We start from the raw sequence: 17,539 nt of genomic DNA, 5'->3' as shown, positions 1-17,539 counted from the left end.
GATGAACGAGTATTAGAACTCCGTTAATCAGTATCTGAGGTGGATGAACGAGTATCAGAACTCCGTTAATCAGTATCTGAGGTGGATGAACGAGTATCAGAACTCCGTGAGCGAATATTTGATACTAAGGAAAGGGTGGGCATCGTGTCCGCCCACAAGTCTTTGGATTTAAAATAGTCAAAACTTCCGCAGCAACAGCCAAAATCACTCTAAAGTTGGGCATTCGTTGTCGAGTACAGAAGCCCAAGCGTAAAGTATAGCCTAATACTAATTCGTAATTCACAAAGCCAGACTAAATCTAGGTTTCTAGGTTTGAATCTGTTGCGGAATTTTAAAGAATTGGTGTAATGAGGGGTAGTTCACTCACTGGGTTTATTAAATAGTTCTAGAATTTGTCGGCAAATTTGTTTTAGCTTGTCCTCGACTTGAGTAGAAGGTATAGACGCGCCGACAATACTCCAGTTATGCACCGTAGAAAGCCGCCACGCCTCACCACGGTGGTCAAATGCAGCAACTTCCACACCGATCGCACGTCGTAATTTACTTATCGGGTCTTGATAAAATCGAATTTGAATCAAAACGCTACGACTACGCCAGGATTTACTGATACCAGGAAAGTGAAAGCCGATATCTATCGAATCTGGATCAACTAACTCCCTCGTTTCCGGATCGTTCTTCCAGGGTTTAAGATCCGATTTGGCATCAGGAAACTCATATTTAAACAAATTAACTACCGTAGCAATCTTGCTGGCGAGTTCAAGGTTAGTAGCCTGTTCAGATGCGTTCACGAATAAACACTCCTATATTGCATCGGCGTATGAAAAATGTGACAATAGAAAACCGCCAGAAGGCTTATCTTATTAGTGTTTCAGCTTATCAAGGTCTTTTGTGTTTAGCAACTTTGAAATTATGTTTTCCTAACAATCATTATTAACAAAAGCTGCCAAAAACTTTATTGAAGTTTTTGGACAAGCAATACATATTGAGTAATTATACTTAAAATTTTTAAAATGTAAGCGGTCAATTGGCTATTTTGAGAAAATACGAAGCAAGTATCAAAAATTTTGCCGAAAATCCTTTGCTGGTAAGAAGTATATATTACGGTAGCGATCTAAAATTACACTGTTAAACGGCAAACAAAAAGCAAAATATTTCAGTATATGGCGCGTCAACGCTCTATTTTTTCATTGATTCTAGTATTGTTAGCAACTTTCCTCATCAGTTGCAGCAATCCTAGTGTCGCGGTAGCACCTCCCACTTACACAACAGCTCAACTGACAAAAATCCAGGGATATGTTCCTGAGATTCAGGCTGTGCGCGATCGCTCAGAAGAACTGAGAAAGTTAATCGAACGAAAAGATTGGATAGATGTGGGTAATTTTATCCATGGCCCGGTTGCAGAAGCCAGACTGAACATGACTTATATCGCTCCTAACCTTTTACCCCAAGACCAACCCAAAGCTCGTGAAATCACGCGAGATTTTTTCAATCATTTAGTTAAAATCGATAAAGCCGCTACTCAGCGCAATACTCAACTTGCCTTGAGTAACTCCCAAGCTGCTTTTGCAGACATTGACAAATTCCTCCAATTACTTCCTAAAACAGCCAGTTAAGTTGAGTCATCAGTGCTGAATAAGTTATGAGTTAGGAGTTAGGAATCAAAAATTTCTAACTCCTAACTTATGGATAAAGTTATGAGTCATGTAGTTATTATCGGTTGTGGTGTGGTTGGGGCAGCGATCGCCTATGAACTGAGTCAAGTTAAAGGTCTAAAAATCACCGTTGTTGATCGACAACCACCAGCCCAAGCTTCCACAGGTGCTGCACTCGGTGTTTTGATGGGCGTAATTAGCCAAAAAATCAAGGGTAAGGCTTGGCAGATGCGACAAACTAGTATCCAACGCTATGAAACCTTGATTCCCGAACTAGAAGCCATAACAAATCGCAAAATTCCTTTCAACCGCCAGGGAATTCTCAGCCTTTGCCTAGAAGAAGAAAATATAGCAGATTGGGAAAAGCTGCGGGAAATCCGCCACTCTCAAGGCTGGCAGTTAGAAATTTGGGATAAAGCTAAACTTCAAAATATCTGTCCTCAAATAGACAACGAAAAAATTACAGGCGCTGTCTATTCTCCTCAAGATCGCCAACTTGACCCCACAGCCCTGACTTTAGCTTTAGTTGAGGCTGCCCAACACAACGGCGTTACCTTTAAATTTGGCGTGGCTGTGCTAGATGCCCAAACTTCACCGCCATTTTGCTCCCAACTGGAAACAACAGCAGGAAAAATCTCGGCTGATTGGTTTGTAGTCGCCGCCGGGTTAGGTTCAACTCCATTAACAGCACAATTCAAGCAGATGATTGATATTCGCCCTGTGCTAGGGCAAGCATTACAAGTACACTTAGGCCATTCACTAGGAAATCCTGACTTCCAGCCAGCAATCACTGGTAACGATGTCCACATTGTCCCTGTGGGAGATGGAGACTACTGGCTAGGTGCAACGGTGGAATTTCCTAATGATGGGAATGAGATTCCACCCAACCAAGAATTACTGGATTCTGTAAGACAACAGGCGATCGCTTTTTGCCCAGATTTAGCTACAGCAAAGATTATCCGCACTTGGTCAGGTTTACGTCCCCGCCCCGAAGGTCGCCCAGCACCAGTTATTGGTAAACTGCCAGGGTTTGATAATGTCCTCTTAGCTACCGGACACTATCGCAACGGCGTTTTACTAGCACCCGCAACAGCTTATGCAATTCGTGAGATGATTATTCCTATCGATTCTTAATAAAAACATAACTTTTTCAAGAAAGGCAGTCCTCTGCCTTCTAGTTGATAGGAAAATAGCGTGTCATTAACAGAACATAAAATAACAGTAGATTCTTTAGATTGGTTCTATCGTGAAGCTTTACCAATTGGTAGAAGTGACTTATTACCTGTAGTATTGCTGCACGGCATAGTCTCACAAAGTTACAGTTGGCGTAATATTATGCCTGCTTTGGCGAACCAAGGTACAAGAGCGATCGCCCCAGATTGGATTGGTTATGGCTTCTCTGCCACACCCGAAAAACGAGATTTTGCTTACACTTCTGATGCTTTTATTACAGCTTTAGAAGGATTTATTAAAGCTCTAGAACTTGAACGATTTTCTTTAGTTGTGCAAGGTTTTTTAGGTTCAGTAGGATTACAATACGCTCTACGTCACCCCGAACAAATTGCCAATTTAGCTATTTTAAATACACCAATTTCAACTACTGCTAAATTACCCTGGAAAATTAAACAAATGGGTTTACCTTTAGCAGGAGAAATGATGACCCAAGACCCACTTTTAGTTGATAGAACTTTAGAAGGTGGTAGCCGTTACCGCATCGAAGATAAAGATTTAGATGTTTATCGCAAACCATTTTTGAAAAGTTCTGCACCTGGGCGGAGCCTTCTAGCAACTATTCGGAATTTACAACTCGACTCAGCCATGACAGAAATTACATCTGGCTTTAAACAATGGCAAGAACCAATTTTGATTCAATGGGGCATGATTGACCCTTGGTTACCTGTAGAGATCGCAGAAAATTTTGCCAATTCTGTTCCAAACGCTGAATTAGTAAAACTGAATAACGTTGGTCATTACCCTCAAGAACACTATCACGAGGTAATTCTGCAAGACCTTTTACCTTTTGTGCGTCGTGCTAAATCTAGTTGATGCTGTAGCGTTGTTGATTGAAAATATGAATTTGTCTCACGCAGAGGCGCAATTTCTGAATTTCATATCCTACAGAACTTACGCACTCAGATCCCCCAACCCCCTTAGAAAAGGGCAGCCCTGCGCCCTTGCGGGTTCCCCGACTCCCTCAGTGGCGTGGCTTTAGACTTTCCCCCTTTTTAAGGGGGGCTAGGGGGGATCAGGGTTTTAGGCTTCAGTGCGTAAGTCCTATCCTAGTTCAGCAACGCCAAAAAGCCTCTTTCCCCCTGCTCCCTGCCCCCTGCTCACCTGCGGTCTAAATGATAAATCTTTAACTGGACACGATATCACTTGCCTCTTACCGAATGTTGCACCAGCCAGTAATGTAAGCCCACTATTAAGAGCGCCAATGGCAGCATCAACATTGGGATAATTTCTAAACTTGCCCAACTTGCAATCCAGCCTGCTCCAGTGGGTATGATCGCTGCTCCAAAACTGGCGACGCTGGTGGCGAAGCTAACAGCCGCAGGAACGAGGGCATCTGGTAATCGTTGAGGAATTAACCAGATAGTGGCGGGAAAGATTGCTGCTAATGCAAAGCCAATCAACGGTAAGCTAATCGATTGATCTGGCAGTTGCCACCAGGCGAGTAATCCAATCATCAGAAGACTGAGCGACATAGTGATTGTGCGGACTGCCCCAAGCGATTGCAAGAAATAACCTAAGATGAAACGTCCGAATGTTAACCCTAGCCAGTAAGCACTAACGCTGTAACCCGCAACGAGTTCGGGAGTGTGGCGAGCGACGGATTGTACAGTGTATGCCCAGTTGCCGATGCAGGCTTCTATGCCAACATAAACTAGCAGGAGTAGCCCAGTTAGCAGGACTATCGGCGTTTGGAGCGATCGCCCCAGATTCTCTAACGCAGTTGTATTCGATGCCGATACCTTTACTGTCATTGGTGTGTAGCGGTAGATGATTACGCCCAGCACACTTACAATCAATAGGCTGACGATGCAGGCTAACACCCAATAAACTTGCCGCCAGTTCATGCCAACTGCTAACAAAGTAGTAGCGATCGCCGGGCCACAGAATGCACCAATACCATAGAAAGCATGAAGCAAACCTATCAGATTGGCACTGCGCGAATCTTGCACAATGTAGGTGTTAATCCCTGCATCAATCAGCCCAATGCCCAATCCCAGCAGGCTTCCGGCAGCAACCATAAGCAACCAGTAAGGTGAGGTGGCGTAGATTATCAGCGCCATTGTCAGCGCAACCGCAGCAATCAATAACATTCGCGCTAAACCTAGACGGCTACTCACCAGACTGCTGGTGAATGCGGCCAGAATGTAGCCGCTAATTTGGCTAACAAACAGTAAGGTGACGGTTGCTGGAGTCAGGTTATAGGTAGACACAATCGAGGGGAGAAGAATCCCTAATCCAGCTTCGGCGATGCCAATGGCAATAAAGGCATACAAGGAGAGCGCCACCCCAATCCACAGAGGTGGTAAGGTGTGTTGATTGTCTCTCATCAGTTCACACTTCTTAATCTATCTGCGAGTTATTAATCAGTTGCCGCATGAGGTTTTACCGTAACCTGATAATGAGGGTACTTGCGACTATTTAGGCAATAGCTACTCTACAACAAGTTGAGACAGGCAGGTTACAATTCATGGCTTATTCCTGGTTTAAAGCGTTTCATATTATCGGCTTTGTAGTCTGGTTTGCTGGTTTATTCTACCTAGTACGTCTTTTTATCTATCACGTTGAAGCGAACCAAGAACCAGAACCAGCACGCACGATACTGAAAAATCAGTATCAAATTATGGAAAAACGCCTCTACAGTATCATCACTACCCCAGGAATGTTGGTGACGGTAGCAATGGCAATTGGTCTTTTAACTACTGAACCAGATGTTTTAAAAGAGGGTTGGTTACATATCAAACTGGTGTTTGTTGCCTTATTAATTGGCTATCATCATTACTGCTCTCGACTCATGAAGAAATTAGCAGCAGATGAATGCCGTTGGAATAGTCAGCAGTTACGAGCTTTAAATGAAGCTCCTACAGTCATGTTATTGGTGATTGTGTTGCTTGCCGTATTCAAGAACAATTTACCTACAGATATTACCGTTTGGGTTGTTTTTGCAGCAATTATTTTAATGGCTGTTACTATTCAGCTTTATGCTAAAAAACGCAAGCGCGATCAAGAAAAACTGACAGCACAGATCGGACAGGTTCCACAAGAACAAAGTTAGTTATTTTGAATTTCGGCAAGTTTAGGCGGTTGTTTCGTAATTCGTAATTGATGAGCAAAGAAGCTAAGTTTAGATATGGGAAATTGAGAATTTACTTCTTTTTTCAAACTCTAGCTTTAGAAAGTCATAACTACGAGTTTTTTTTTGAAATACTAAACTTGTCGAAGTATCATAGGAGGTTATACCACGATGAACAATCAGCAATTATTTAGTAATCGTGTGGCAATACTGGCGACAATGCACCAAAAGGAGAGAGTAATTGCTCCTCCTTTAGAGCAGGAGTTAGATATTAAAGTTAGAGTAACGCAAGATTTTAATACTGACGTTTTCGGCACATTTACTAGAGAAGTTAAACGTCCAGGAACTCAGATTGCAACAGCTAAATTAAAAGCACAAAAAGCACTAGATTTTACAGGTGCAACTTTAGCGATCGCCAGTGAAGGTAGCTTTGCACCTCATCCGTCTGTACCTTATATTTACTCTAATAGAGAAATAATCATTTTATTAGATAAAGAAAACAACCTCGAAATCATTGGTGAAGAGTTGTCTCTAGAAACTAATTTTAACCATCAGGTCGTGGCGAATATTCAAGAAGCGTATGATTTTGCAAAAAAAGTTGGTTTTCCTGAACATGGACTGGTTGTGAGTTGTCAGCAAACAGCCAATGATAGCAGTGAGATTATTAAAGGTATTACTACAGAAAAAACACTTTTAGAAGCAGTTAATTGGGCATTACATAATTCCCCGGATGACAAAGCATATCTTGAAACCGATATGCGAGCGCTTTATAATCCCACGCGAATGAAAAATATCGAAAAAGCGACCTATAACTTGATAGCCAAGATTAAAAGCCTTTGTCCACAATGTTCTATACCTGGTTTTGAAATTACCAAAAGCATCAGAGGATTACCTTGTGGGTTTTGCGCTATGCCTACTAATTTGGTTTATTCTGTAATTTATCAGTGCAAAAAATGTGGTTTCACACAAGAAAAATTGTTTCCTAATGGCATAGAGTTTGCTGATCCAGGGCAATGTATATATTGCAATCCCTGACAAACTACAAACATGGAGTGTAACTTGTACCTGAACATAGAAAAGCCCTCTCGCCATTGACGAACAAGAGGGTAGCATTATGGTGTGAGGAACAAACTTAATGTTTGCTTTAATTCAGTGTAGCAAGTAGATGTGGCAATTACATAAAATTAGTATAAAAATTGTGCGATCGCTTTATGGATACCTTATAAATACTTATCTTTAGCCAAAGACTGGTTAGTCAGTGGCATTAGCATTGCCTCAATAGACCTTTAAAAACCTCAAAATTGGCGAAGTGAGGAACATACCTAATTCAAGCTTAGTCCTAATGATAGGATTTTTGAATTTGCAAGTATAGCAGTTGCATATTTGAAGAGAACAAACTTCAGGAGATTCTGTGGTGTTTTTTCAACGTGTCCGTTCCTTCTATATTTTTAGCCTTGGATTTTTGCTACTCCTATTATTTGCTAGTGGAATTTTTGCGTACCTAGTTTCGCCATTAAGAGATCCAACGTTTCAACCCGATAGTGCAAATGCAGGTTCATTAGTACCTTGGCTACAAGGTGTGACAGAAGAACATTGGTTACTAGGTGCTAATATTTTGGCATTTTTATTATCTACCAATCTCACACTTATTCTCTGGCAAAGATGGGTATCTAATAACAATGATTGGTTGCTACGTTTTATAAATATGGTGTTTGCATGGGTAATATTATTTAGTGTTTTTTGGATTATGTTTATGATCTACTTATTACAACAGTGGTTAGTTGATTAAGTGTATATTGCGCCGGATTCTTGGCTACTTTATATAAGCCTTGGGTTATATTCACAGCCTTCCAAGATAGCGATCGCTAAAACATAACGCATTAAACTACTTGTTGATCGAAGCAATTTTGCGAGTTTAAACCACTACAATCCTTTTGACTGAACTGTAACAGCTATAGTACATCACAGATGAAATTAAGCTACCATTCAAAGTAGACGAAAATCTTACATCATAAGCTTTTTGGATTTTGAATTCCGTGCAGTGGTACTAGCCTCCTTGACTAAATTCCCCTGTAACTAGTAGCCACATTCTTGAAGGAGAGTAGCCTTGCACAGGATTTTTCTGGAGTGCTTTTGCCAAGATTGCTCCCAATAGCCCACGACGAACTTCTAAATCTCTAACTCCTGATATCGCTTGTGCCCTAGAGAAATTAATAATCGCCGTATCGTAATCATCTCTATTAGCGGCAGCTTTAATCGCTATACGCATTAACCGACCATACTCTAAGCCATAATCTGGGTTAATCCAAAGTCTATTGGGAATGCAGTCTTTGGAGAATAGATTACCTGGTTTATTAGTGATTTGGCTGACGCATTTCAAATCCTCCTTACCAAGCACAACAGGGATATTGATCGCTGTGAAAGTAGTAATAGCAGCTACTACCACTAAAAAATGATTAAATACTTGTTTCACCTATTGTTTAGTGAAATGTAAATTTACTATTCTTACTTTTGAATGATGTATGGCAAAAAAACAAGTATTATCAATTCATAATTCATAATTCGTAATTCCTAATTAAAAAAGTCAGATTTGTATTTTTAACTTCATTACGAAGAATTGGTATAAATCAAAATACCTTGATTTTACTGCCTAGTAATGTAATAGGGTGGTCATTCTCCACCCTATTTACAGCTTATTGCAGATAATTCAAAACAATTAACTGCCTTGAGGCACAATGTTTTCAGGCCCAGCAGTAATAATTACTACATTCTCTGGTTTAATTAACTCCTGAATGGCTTGCTGAACTTGTGCCATACTTACTGCCTCAATGCGCTGAGGAAACTCACGGATTTCTTTCTGTGAAAGTCCGTAGACGGCATTACTCAAAATTATATTTGCGACAACATTGGGATTGGCTAAATCCACAGGGTAGCTGTTGGAAATTGAGCGTTTTGCCGTGTTCAATTCTGCCTCAGTTACTCCTTGTTCACGCAGCTGTTTGAGTAAAGCGAGGGTGCTGGCGATCGCTTTTCCCGCATCTTTAGGATCTGTCTGCATTTGGATTAAGAAGGGGCCAGGATTGATTCCGGCAGCGAAGGCGCTGTAAATACCGTAGGTTAAACCTTGGCGATCGCGCACTTCTGTACCCAAGCGGCTAGACAAAGTATCACCACCCAAAATCTGATTCAATACCATAGCTGCATAATAACGCGGGTCTTTGCGCGAGATACTATTGTAACCAATGTAAGTAACAGCCTCTGCTTTGCCAGGAATTACTTTGTTTACGCGTGTTAGAGTTTGGGGTAACTCTACGTTGGGCAAGTTGAGCATTGGCGGCTTACCCTTAGCTTGCCATTTTCCGAAAGTCCCATTAAGCAAAGCTTTGACCTTAGCTGGGTTAAAATCACCGACTAAGGCGATCGTTGTAGTATCCGGTCGGTAGTGTTCTTGGTAGAAGCGAAGTACATCTTCACGAGTGATGCTCTTTAAACTTTCAGCTGTAGGAAAGCTGTGGAACGGATGATTTTCTGGGTAAATTACCTGCTGAAATACCCGTCTTCCCAGTCCTTGGGGGTCATCAAGTAGCACTTTCAGACTTGTCAATGCGCGTTGACGAGTCAGTTCCAGCTGGTCGGCTGGGAAAGTGGCATTTTGTGCTACATCCGCCAAAGTTTGTATGATTATCGGCAGATCCGCTGATAGTGCCTGACCGCTAATGCTAACTCCCTCACGGCTGGCAGTAAAGTCTAAACCCGCTCCCCGGTCTTCTAAGGTTTTCGCTATAGTCAAAGCATTTTGAGTTTGTGTGCCATTCATTAAGTTACTAGCAGTGAGATTTGCTAGTCCAGCTTTTTGATTGCCATCAAATACACTACCAGCCTCAATATGTCCACTGAGGTTAATGGTAGGGACACTGTGGTCAGGTAACAGCAAAACCCGCAACCCATTTGCTAGAGTAAACTGCTCTGGTAGCGCTTGTTTGCTCGAACTGGTAGCAGAGGTAGCGGGAGGAAGGTATTTCGCAAGTTCTGCTGGATCTACAGGTTTACCAGGGCTAAAATTCTCGACAGTGCGACCAGAACCACCACTATCAGCCTCTTGTTGACCATCTGCTTGGGTTGGCTCAAAGAAACCAATAGTTTGTTTAGCAGGATTGAGGTAGGTTTTTGCCACACGTTGCACATCCGCTGGGGTCACTTTGGCGATCGCTGCCAAATATTTTTCCACAAAACGATAATCACCAGTAATAGTTTGGTTATATCCCAGTTGGCTTGCTTGACTAGTGATGTCCTGATTACCCAGAATAAAAGAAGCTTTTAGTTGTGTTTTTGCCCGGTTCAATTCTTCTGGAGTGACTGGCTGCTGTTGTAATCTTGAAAAAGATTGCTGGAGTACCTGAGCAATTTTTGCTAACTCTTGCCGTGGGGCGGCTGTGGCGTTAATTTCATACCAACCCGGTTCGATGAGTTCTGTAGCACTACCATTCACTGAACTAGCAAGTCCAGATTCCACTAAAGCTTGGTAAAGTCTAGAACTACGTCCCCCAGTCAAAATCATATCCATGAGATCAATCGCTGGGACATCAGGATGCTTAATGTCTGGTAGAGGATACACTGCTTGCAGCAGTGCTGTACTTCCTGGTTGCTTCAAAACAATTGGCGCTTTTTGAGCAACTGGAGTAGCAGCAGGAGAATTCCCGACGTCTCTACGTCTTTGTGTCCCCACGTCCTGTATCGCTCGTTGTGGTACTTTGCCAAAAGTTTCTCTAACAGCTTTGAGTGTAGGTTCTGTAGCAAAATCCCCTGTAATTACCAAAGTGGCATTTTCTGGACTGTAATATCTTTGGTAATAATTTCGCACCTGCTCGACTGTGAATTGTTCCACATCAGCTTTTGTTCCACCCACAGGTAAGCCGTAAGCTCTATTTGGGAAAGCAGCTCGCATCACTGCCCGATTCAGCCGATAGCTGGGGGAATTTTCATATCCCTGCAACTCAGATATCACTACCTTTTTTTCACTCGCTAATTGCTCAGGCCCAATTAAGGAATTTACCATGCGATCAGCTTCCAAGGTCAGCAGTGCTTCTAGTTTGTCTCGTCGCACTGTGCCAAAATAAGCAGTTTCATCATAGCTAGTAAAAGCATTGAACTGACTGCCTAAAGCGCTAAATAGCCGCCCAAACTGCACCGGACGCTCTTTAGTGCCCTTGAACAGCAAATGCTCTAATTGGTGAGAGATGCCATTCTCACCTTTGCCTTCGTTGCGCGAGCCTACTTTATACCATACCTGCACACTTACTACAGGAGCGGTATGCACTTCCTTGGTAAGTACAGTTAAACCGTTATCTAATACCGTTTTTTGCACTCCCTGAGAGAGAGAGAGGCTGGCTACAGGTGCGGCTGCTGTTGGTGTTGCAGCATAGGTGAGGCTGCCTGAAAACGGCACAACACTTAGAAGGAAGCTGAGGAATAATCCTATAAGCATGTATGAGCGTAGCTTCATAAACAATTCAAAATGCAAAATTCTCAATTTAATTCAGCGTCAAAACAAATGATAGCAATCATCTCCAAACGCCGATTTTATGCAAACAGAAATAGGCGATCGCTCTGGTCAATTGCAGAAATTCTGTTGCGGTCGCATCACAAAACAGGTTTACCTTGCTTGTTATCAGTTTAATAAGCAATCATGTTTTCGGTCTTCTTCCTGAGGGTTTTCTCCTGGCCGACGAATTACGTGTAAAGTACTAGTTACAATAAGTGGTATCAATACCTGGTTACAATATGGAACGCGAAGCCCTGACAATCCGCTTTCCGCCTGACCTGCTTGCCAAAGCCAGGAAACTCAAAGAAAGCAGCGAATCATTTAATGATTTAGTAGTTGAAGCTTTAGAACGGGAGGTACGCCGTCGCAGAGGATGGGCGGCTCATCAACGGATTCTTGCTCGCAGCGAAACTATCAAAACTAAAACAGGGATACAACCAGCATCTACGGAGTTGATTCGCAGTTTCAGAGAGAACGAGGGGCGGCGTGGCTAGAGTTTTGTGCCTCAATTTGGGTGAAAAATTAGGGAAATCTATAACTGTAGCTTTAACTTTTACCCTTACAAATTATGCTTCCAGATCCTCATACTCTAAATATTAAATAGCTAAAGCTAGTCAATTACACTGCCAAAAAAAGAACAGACTGGTCTTACAAAGAACATTGTGAGATTGATTATATTCCCTTCGATTTATATTGGGCAATGAACGAAGGGAAATTAAGAAAATATTGGCACGTAAAGAAAAGATGCAAATAAAGCTGTTCAGGGCGATCGCATTCTTTTATGCCAAAACCATTATAAATATGGTCATCGTGTAACTCATGTGGTGGAAAGTGTAACTGCTGCTGCTGAAGAAAAGGATGGAATGTGGGCACGCCAAGTTAGAGATTGACAAGACGATAGTTTAGTCTTGCGGTGATCAGGTATTTGCACCTTTGCATGAGATTAAACTTTCATATCCAAGGTACGCACCAAAAACGCCCACTTGTCGGTAACTTCCTCAATAATCTTAGTTGTAGGCTTACCTGCGCCATGCCCCGCCTTAGTTTCAATTCTAATTAACACTGGCGCGTTACCTGCTTGAGCAGCTTGCAAAGCAGCCGCAAATTTGAAACTATGAGCAGGGACAACGCGATCGTCATGATCGGCGGTAGTAATTAGCGTTGCTGGGTAAGCTGTACCTGATTTTAAATTGTGCAATGGCGAATAAGCATATAACGCTTTAAATTCTTCTGCATTATCTGGTGAACCATATTCCGAAGTCCAAGCCCAACCAATGGTAAATCTATGGAACCGCAACATATCCATCACGCCGACTGCTGGTAAAGCAGCACCAAACAAATCTGGACGCTGAGTCATACAAGCGCCTACTAATAAACCACCGTTACTACCACCTGCGATCGCCAGTTTTGCAGATTTGGTATATTTATTAGCAATTAACCACTCAGCAGCAGCAATAAAGTCATCAAAGACATTTTGCTTTTTCGACTTCATTCCCGCCTGATGCCACTCCTCACCGTACTCTCCACCACCACGGATAGTTGGCATAGCATAGACACCACCCATCTCCATCCATACCAAAGTACTTACAGAAAAACTAGGTGTCATTGAGGCATTAAAACCACCATAACCATATAGATAAGTAGGGTTATTGCTATCTAATTTAATCCCCTTTTTGTGGGTAATAAACATTGGCACTTGTGTACCATCTTTACTCTCATAAAAAACTTGTTTTGTCTCGTAATCTGACGGATTAAAATCTACCTTTGGCTGACGAAAAACTTCGCTTTTTCCCGTCACCATATCATAGCGATAGATAGTGCCTGGAGTCGTGAAGCTAGTAAAACTATAAAAAGTTTCGTTATCATGGCGCTTGCCATCAAAACCATTTACTGAACCGAGTCCAGGTAATTCTACCTCGCGCACAAATGCACCATTGAGGTTAAAAATTTTGATTTGGCTGCGAGCATCTTTAAGATAATCAGCGACAAACTGATTATTAAGTATACTTACACCTTCTAAAGTTTCTGCTGACTGAGGGATGATTTCTCGCCAATTTTCTGGCGCTGGTTTTTTAGTATCAATGGCTATAACTCTGCCGCGCGGTGCTTTTAAATCTGTGCGGAAATAGAAGACACTATCATCGTGATCAATAAAACTGTAATCTGCCTCAAACTGGTTAATAAGTTCTACAACTTCAGTATTGGGATTAGTTAAATCTTTATAAAAAACTAAATTTTTTGATTCAGTTCCCAGCCAAACTGAAATTATTAAATATTTGCCATCTTCAGTAACTCCACCACTAAAGCCCCATTCTTTCTGATCAGGACGATGATAAATTAATATATCTTGCGATTGTGAAGTTCCTAATTTATGGTAATAAAGTTTTTGATAATAATTGACATCTTCTAATTTAGTTTTTTCATTCGGTTCATTATAGCGACTATAGAAAAAACCTTGATGATCATTTGCCCATGATACGCCAGAAAATTTAATCCACTTCAGCTGATCTGGCAAATCTTCACCAGTTTCAATATCGCGTACTTTCCACTCTTGCCAATCAGAACCGGAGGTTGATAAGCCATAAGCTAAAAGTTGACCATTTTTACTAATAGATAATCCTGAAAGCGCAACTGTACCATCTTCTGAAAATTTGTTAGGGTCAAGTAAAACTTTTGGTTGGGCGTCAAGAGTTTTAAGGGTGTAGAGGACGCTTTGGTTTTGCAGTCCATCATTTTTGAAATAAAAGTAGCGTTCGGTAGAGCTATCTTCTAGAGATTCGCCTTCTTTAAATGGAATACTATATCTTTCGTAATTCCACAGTTTAGTGAGGCGCTGTCTAATTTTTTCCTTGGCGGGAATCTCATTGAGGTAGGCAAAAGTAACTTTATTTTGTGCTTCAATCCAGGTTCTTGTTTCTGGTGAGTCAGGATTTTCTAACCAACGGTAAGGATCTGCGACTAAAGTACCGTGATAGTTATCAACCTGATCGCTCTTGCGGCTGGGTGGATAAGTCAGCATAATCTTTGATGGAACTCGTTTCCGTGCATAGTACTCGGAAGATAGGGCGATAGAAAACATCCCCAGGTTCGGTTCCCTCTGCTCAGAACTTCGGGGATAATAGCTGGCCAATTCCTTCCACTTCCCATCTTCTGCATCTGTAATTTTCTGTGCTACTACTTGTGAAGGGAACTTTGTGGAAATTGTAGCATTAGCGACAGCAACAGGTAGCAACCATCGGCAAATAATCACTGTTGCCAAGAAGGTTGCTAAAAGCCGAATCCATAAGGCTTTTAGCATTGTGAATTATGTATTGTAGATTGTTTAAGCAGTAGTACTGTGAATAAGTTTCTCTCCTTTGAGCATCCGCACTGCTGCTTCAAGTAGAGCTTCTTCAAGGTAAGGCTTGGTAAAGTAGCCGCTAGCACCGAGTTGAATTGCCATTTGTCTGTGCTTGTCTGCACCCCGTGAGGTGAGCATAGCGATCGGTAAATGGTTAAGGTTAGAGTCTTTCTGGATACGAGAGAGCAACTCCAGTCCATCACATCGGGGCATTTCGATGTCACAAAATACGATATCGCAAGGCAAACCAGAGCGAAGCTTATCCCAAGCTTCTTGTCCATCACGGGCCTGTTCGACGCGATAACCCGCCTTGTTAAAGGTCAAGGAGAGCAACTCCCTAACTGTAATCGAGTCATCGACAATCAGCACCGTTGGGTCAATTTTAACAGTAGTGATTTCTGGCATAGTAGAAGTAGCTTTTTGCTGCCAAAGGCTACCACCATTTTGTTTAGATATCCGTCCTTGGAAAATGTCCATGATTTCTAGGACGTCAGCAATCGGCATAATGCGACCATCACCCAGGACTGTAGCACCAGCGACACCAAGGGGTTTAGGCGCTGGCCCTTCAAATTGCTTAATTACAATTTCTTGCTCACTCAGCACCAAGTCAATCTGTAGAGCAATGAGGTTATTTGCCGATCGCACTACAATCACAGAAACCATGTCATCATCTCGTGTTCCGCCATAGACACTACCGCGGCTGAGTTGACGATTGAAAGCTAAAAGCTCCTTCAGCGGACGGAATGGCAATACTGTATCTCGCCAGGGAATAAATGTTTGCCCATCGGCATTATGCTGGATATTTTTGACAGGAATATCTAGGGTGTCTTCTATACCGTCCATTGGGAAGGCGATTCTAGCTTTATCGGAGACACAACACAGAGCTTTACAAATACTCAGGGTAAGTGGCAGACGAATTGTAAAGGTCGTTCCCTTACCAAGGGTAGAATCAGTGTTAACTGTGCCTCGAATTTCGCTAATCTCAGAGCGAACTACATCCATGCCCACGCCACGACCAGAAATTTCATCCGCTTGGTCTTTAATGCTAAAACCAGACTGGAACAGTAGGTCGTAAATTTCTAAGCGCGTTATGGTTTTTGCCTCTTGTGCTGTGAGCATCCCAAGCTTCAACGCCTTGGCTTTGATCCGTTCTGTATCGATACCTGCACCGTCATCGCCCACAGAAATTACGGTTTGGTTGCCTTGGTGGAAAGCACGAATCTTAATCACTCCCACGGGATTTTTAGCTGCGGCTTGTCGCACCTCTGGCGTTTCAATACCGTGAGCGATCGCATTATTGAGCATATGAGTTAACGGGTCAGTCAGATGATCGAGAATCATCTTGTCAATCAAAGTGTCTCCACCCTCAATGACTAACTCTACTTGTTTGCCGTATTTGATGGCATTATCTCGCACTCCTCGCCGCAAGCGATCAATAGTTTGAGAAAAAGGAACCATCCGTGCCCGTGTCAATCCCTCTTGTAGCTGAGTGGTTACTTGCCGGAACTGCCGTGCTACTCGCTCGGTTTCTTCAGTTACAAAGTCAATGTCACTCGCTGACTCACGCACCCTTACAATCATTTCAATCATTTCTTGGGACAATGTATGGAAAGGCGTAAAGCGATCCATTTCTAGTTCACTAAAGCCCCTGTCCTCATTGAAATCCTGGACTGGTAAATCAGAGCCTCTGCTTTTGCGGCTGGCTAAAAGAGAAGCTTCTAGTAGCGATCGCTCGTATAATTCTTGCATCCTCGCTCCTACATCTGAAAGATGTTGCACTTGAATCAGCAAGTTATCTAGTGATTGCCGCAGACGTTCTTGATCCTGCTCTAAGGTATTGCGATTTACTACCAACTCCCCAACCAAATTGCTCATATCGTCCAGTTGCTTGACTGGAACTTTCATCGTTTCTTCAAACCTGGCAGCACGACGAGTAGAGGAACGTGGCATTTTGCCTGTGCTTGGTTTGATTGATGGTGAGTGTGATATTGTTTGATCGGCTTGTGCTAGTAATTTTTCTAAGTCGCCGAATTCATCATTGACTGCCAGTGATGTTGCTGGGGTGTTCCTATCTTGAATTGCAGCTGGTGTAATTTGTTCTGGATAGGCGGGTGGTGCGGTTGACACCTGCTGATCCTCGTTTTCACCCAGTAATGCTTCCAAAGCAGCAAAATCTTCATCTGGGATGGAGGAAGTTAATTCCTCTTCTAGTAATGCTTCTAAGCCTGCAAATTCATCTTCAACATCGGAGTTATCTTCTAGAGCTACTTCATTTTCTAGCGTAGTAGCTGATGCTATATTCAATTCAGTATTGTTTTCAGCAGCATTTTCTTGCTCTATTGTTGCAGATTCAACTGTTTGGGCTATTTCCAATGTAGGCCCTAACCAACTTTGTGTTGTATCTAATACATCTAGTCCAACTAAATTTTCTTCAATAGCAAAGTTAGTAAAATCACTATTTGTTGGGCTTTCTACTGGTAAGTCAGTTGCGATCGCCAACAAATCATCGGCGAAATCGAGTTCTGTAATTTCAGCAGTAGCATCGACCTCAGTTTCCAAGGTATTTTCTACCTTGATATCTAAAACTTCTGGGTTGGTTGGGGACTGTTGTAAGCTAACAGGTTCGGTTACATCTGGATCTATTGGGGCGATCGCCAACAAATCATCGGCGAAATCGAGTTCTGTAATTTCAGCAGTAGCAT

The 17,539-nt window shown here is 42.3% G+C and carries 12 protein-coding genes and 1 pseudogene; 7 read left to right on the top strand and 6 right to left on the bottom strand.

All coding sequences use genetic code 11. The features are described 5' to 3' along the window. Positions 1-359: 359 nt before the first annotated feature. A complete protein-coding gene (locus AC5JL8_RS23935) occupies positions 360-788 on the bottom strand; it encodes a Tery_1686 family protein (RefSeq protein ID WP_495882167.1) in 429 nt (142 codons plus the stop codon). A 348-nt stretch (positions 789-1,136) separates the two neighbouring features. Here AC5JL8_RS23935 and psbQ point away from each other — a divergent pair. The 3 genes and pseudogenes from psbQ to AC5JL8_RS23920 form a co-directional block, all read left to right on the top strand. Beyond that, positions 1,137-1,613 (top strand): annotated as a pseudogene (gene psbQ, locus AC5JL8_RS23930) (photosystem II protein PsbQ); the annotation flags it as partial. An 81-nt stretch (positions 1,614-1,694) separates the two neighbouring features. Further along, positions 1,695-2,786, top strand: coding sequence for an NAD(P)/FAD-dependent oxidoreductase (locus AC5JL8_RS23925; RefSeq protein WP_495882166.1), 1,092 nt, complete (start codon positions 1,695-1,697; stop codon positions 2,784-2,786). Positions 2,787-2,846: 60 nt separating this feature from the next. Then, complete coding sequence (locus tag AC5JL8_RS23920; RefSeq protein ID WP_495882165.1) at positions 2,847-3,698, top strand: alpha/beta fold hydrolase; 852 nt, start codon at positions 2,847-2,849, stop codon at positions 3,696-3,698. Positions 3,699-4,024: 326 nt separating this feature from the next. Here AC5JL8_RS23920 and AC5JL8_RS23915 read toward each other — a convergent pair whose 3' ends face one another. Further along, positions 4,025-5,212 carry an MFS transporter gene (locus AC5JL8_RS23915; protein ID WP_495882164.1) on the bottom strand — a complete coding sequence of 396 codons (1,188 nt, stop codon included), beginning with the start codon at positions 5,210-5,212 and terminating at the stop codon, positions 4,025-4,027. Between the two features lie 140 nt (positions 5,213-5,352). Here AC5JL8_RS23915 and hemJ point away from each other — a divergent pair, with 140 nt between their 5' ends. From hemJ to AC5JL8_RS23900, 3 genes are all read left to right on the top strand, one after another. Next, on the top strand, positions 5,353-5,937 hold the full coding sequence (gene hemJ, locus AC5JL8_RS23910; protein ID WP_495882163.1) for a protoporphyrinogen oxidase HemJ: 585 nt from the start codon (positions 5,353-5,355) through the stop codon (positions 5,935-5,937). Positions 5,938-6,126: 189 nt separating this feature from the next. Beyond that, entirely contained in the window at positions 6,127-6,990 is an 864-nt protein-coding gene (locus tag AC5JL8_RS23905; protein WP_495882162.1) for a DUF6671 family protein, read from the top strand. A 379-nt stretch (positions 6,991-7,369) separates the two neighbouring features. Next, a complete protein-coding gene (locus AC5JL8_RS23900) occupies positions 7,370-7,744 on the top strand; it encodes a hypothetical protein (RefSeq protein ID WP_495882161.1) in 375 nt (124 codons plus the stop codon). 258 nt (positions 7,745-8,002) lie between these two features. Here AC5JL8_RS23900 and AC5JL8_RS23895 read toward each other — a convergent pair whose 3' ends face one another. Together AC5JL8_RS23895 and AC5JL8_RS23890 are read right to left on the bottom strand one after the other, a co-directional pair. Further along, positions 8,003-8,428, bottom strand: coding sequence for a hypothetical protein (locus AC5JL8_RS23895; RefSeq protein WP_495882160.1), 426 nt, complete (start codon positions 8,426-8,428; stop codon positions 8,003-8,005). 243 nt (positions 8,429-8,671) lie between these two features. Continuing rightward, positions 8,672-11,458, bottom strand: coding sequence for a M16 family metallopeptidase (locus AC5JL8_RS23890; protein ID WP_495882159.1), 2,787 nt, complete (start codon positions 11,456-11,458; stop codon positions 8,672-8,674). 278 nt (positions 11,459-11,736) lie between these two features. On the opposite strand from AC5JL8_RS23890, the gene AC5JL8_RS23885 reads away from it, so the two are divergent. After that, positions 11,737-11,991: a YlcI/YnfO family protein gene (locus AC5JL8_RS23885; RefSeq protein ID WP_495882158.1), complete on the top strand. Its 255-nt coding sequence runs from the start codon at positions 11,737-11,739 to the stop codon at positions 11,989-11,991. Between the two features lie 449 nt (positions 11,992-12,440). On the opposite strand, the gene AC5JL8_RS23880 is transcribed toward AC5JL8_RS23885, so the two are convergent. After that, the gene (locus AC5JL8_RS23880; protein ID WP_495882171.1) at positions 12,441-14,516 is read right to left on the bottom strand and encodes a prolyl oligopeptidase family serine peptidase; all 2,076 of its coding nucleotides are present in this window, start codon (positions 14,514-14,516) and stop codon (positions 12,441-12,443) included. Between the two features lie 303 nt (positions 14,517-14,819). After that, a partial coding sequence (locus tag AC5JL8_RS23875) for a hybrid sensor histidine kinase/response regulator (RefSeq protein ID WP_495882157.1) occupies positions 14,820-17,539 on the bottom strand: 2,720 nt, incomplete at its 5' end.

This window comes from Mojavia sp., assembly GCF_059505145.1.
Note: the sequence above shows the minus strand (reverse complement) of the source record. Positions and strands in the feature narration are given on the sequence as shown.

What these genes read in the sequence shown, in the direction of transcription:
- hemJ (WP_495882163.1), top strand. Translation starts at nt 5,353, where the DNA reads ATGGCTTATTCCTGGTTTAAAGCGTTTCATATTATCGGCTTTGTAGTC.
- AC5JL8_RS23915 (WP_495882164.1), bottom strand. Translation starts at nt 5,212, where the DNA reads ATGAGAGACAATCAACACACCTTACCACCTCTGTGGATTGGGGTGGCG.
- AC5JL8_RS23905 (WP_495882162.1), top strand. Translation starts at nt 6,127, where the DNA reads ATGAACAATCAGCAATTATTTAGTAATCGTGTGGCAATACTGGCGACA.
- AC5JL8_RS23925 (WP_495882166.1), top strand. Translation starts at nt 1,695, where the DNA reads ATGAGTCATGTAGTTATTATCGGTTGTGGTGTGGTTGGGGCAGCGATC.
- AC5JL8_RS23885 (WP_495882158.1), top strand. Translation starts at nt 11,737, where the DNA reads ATGGAACGCGAAGCCCTGACAATCCGCTTTCCGCCTGACCTGCTTGCC.
- AC5JL8_RS23890 (WP_495882159.1), bottom strand. Translation starts at nt 11,458, where the DNA reads ATGAAGCTACGCTCATACATGCTTATAGGATTATTCCTCAGCTTCCTT.
- AC5JL8_RS23880 (WP_495882171.1), bottom strand. Translation starts at nt 14,516, where the DNA reads ATGCTGACTTATCCACCCAGCCGCAAGAGCGATCAGGTTGATAACTAT.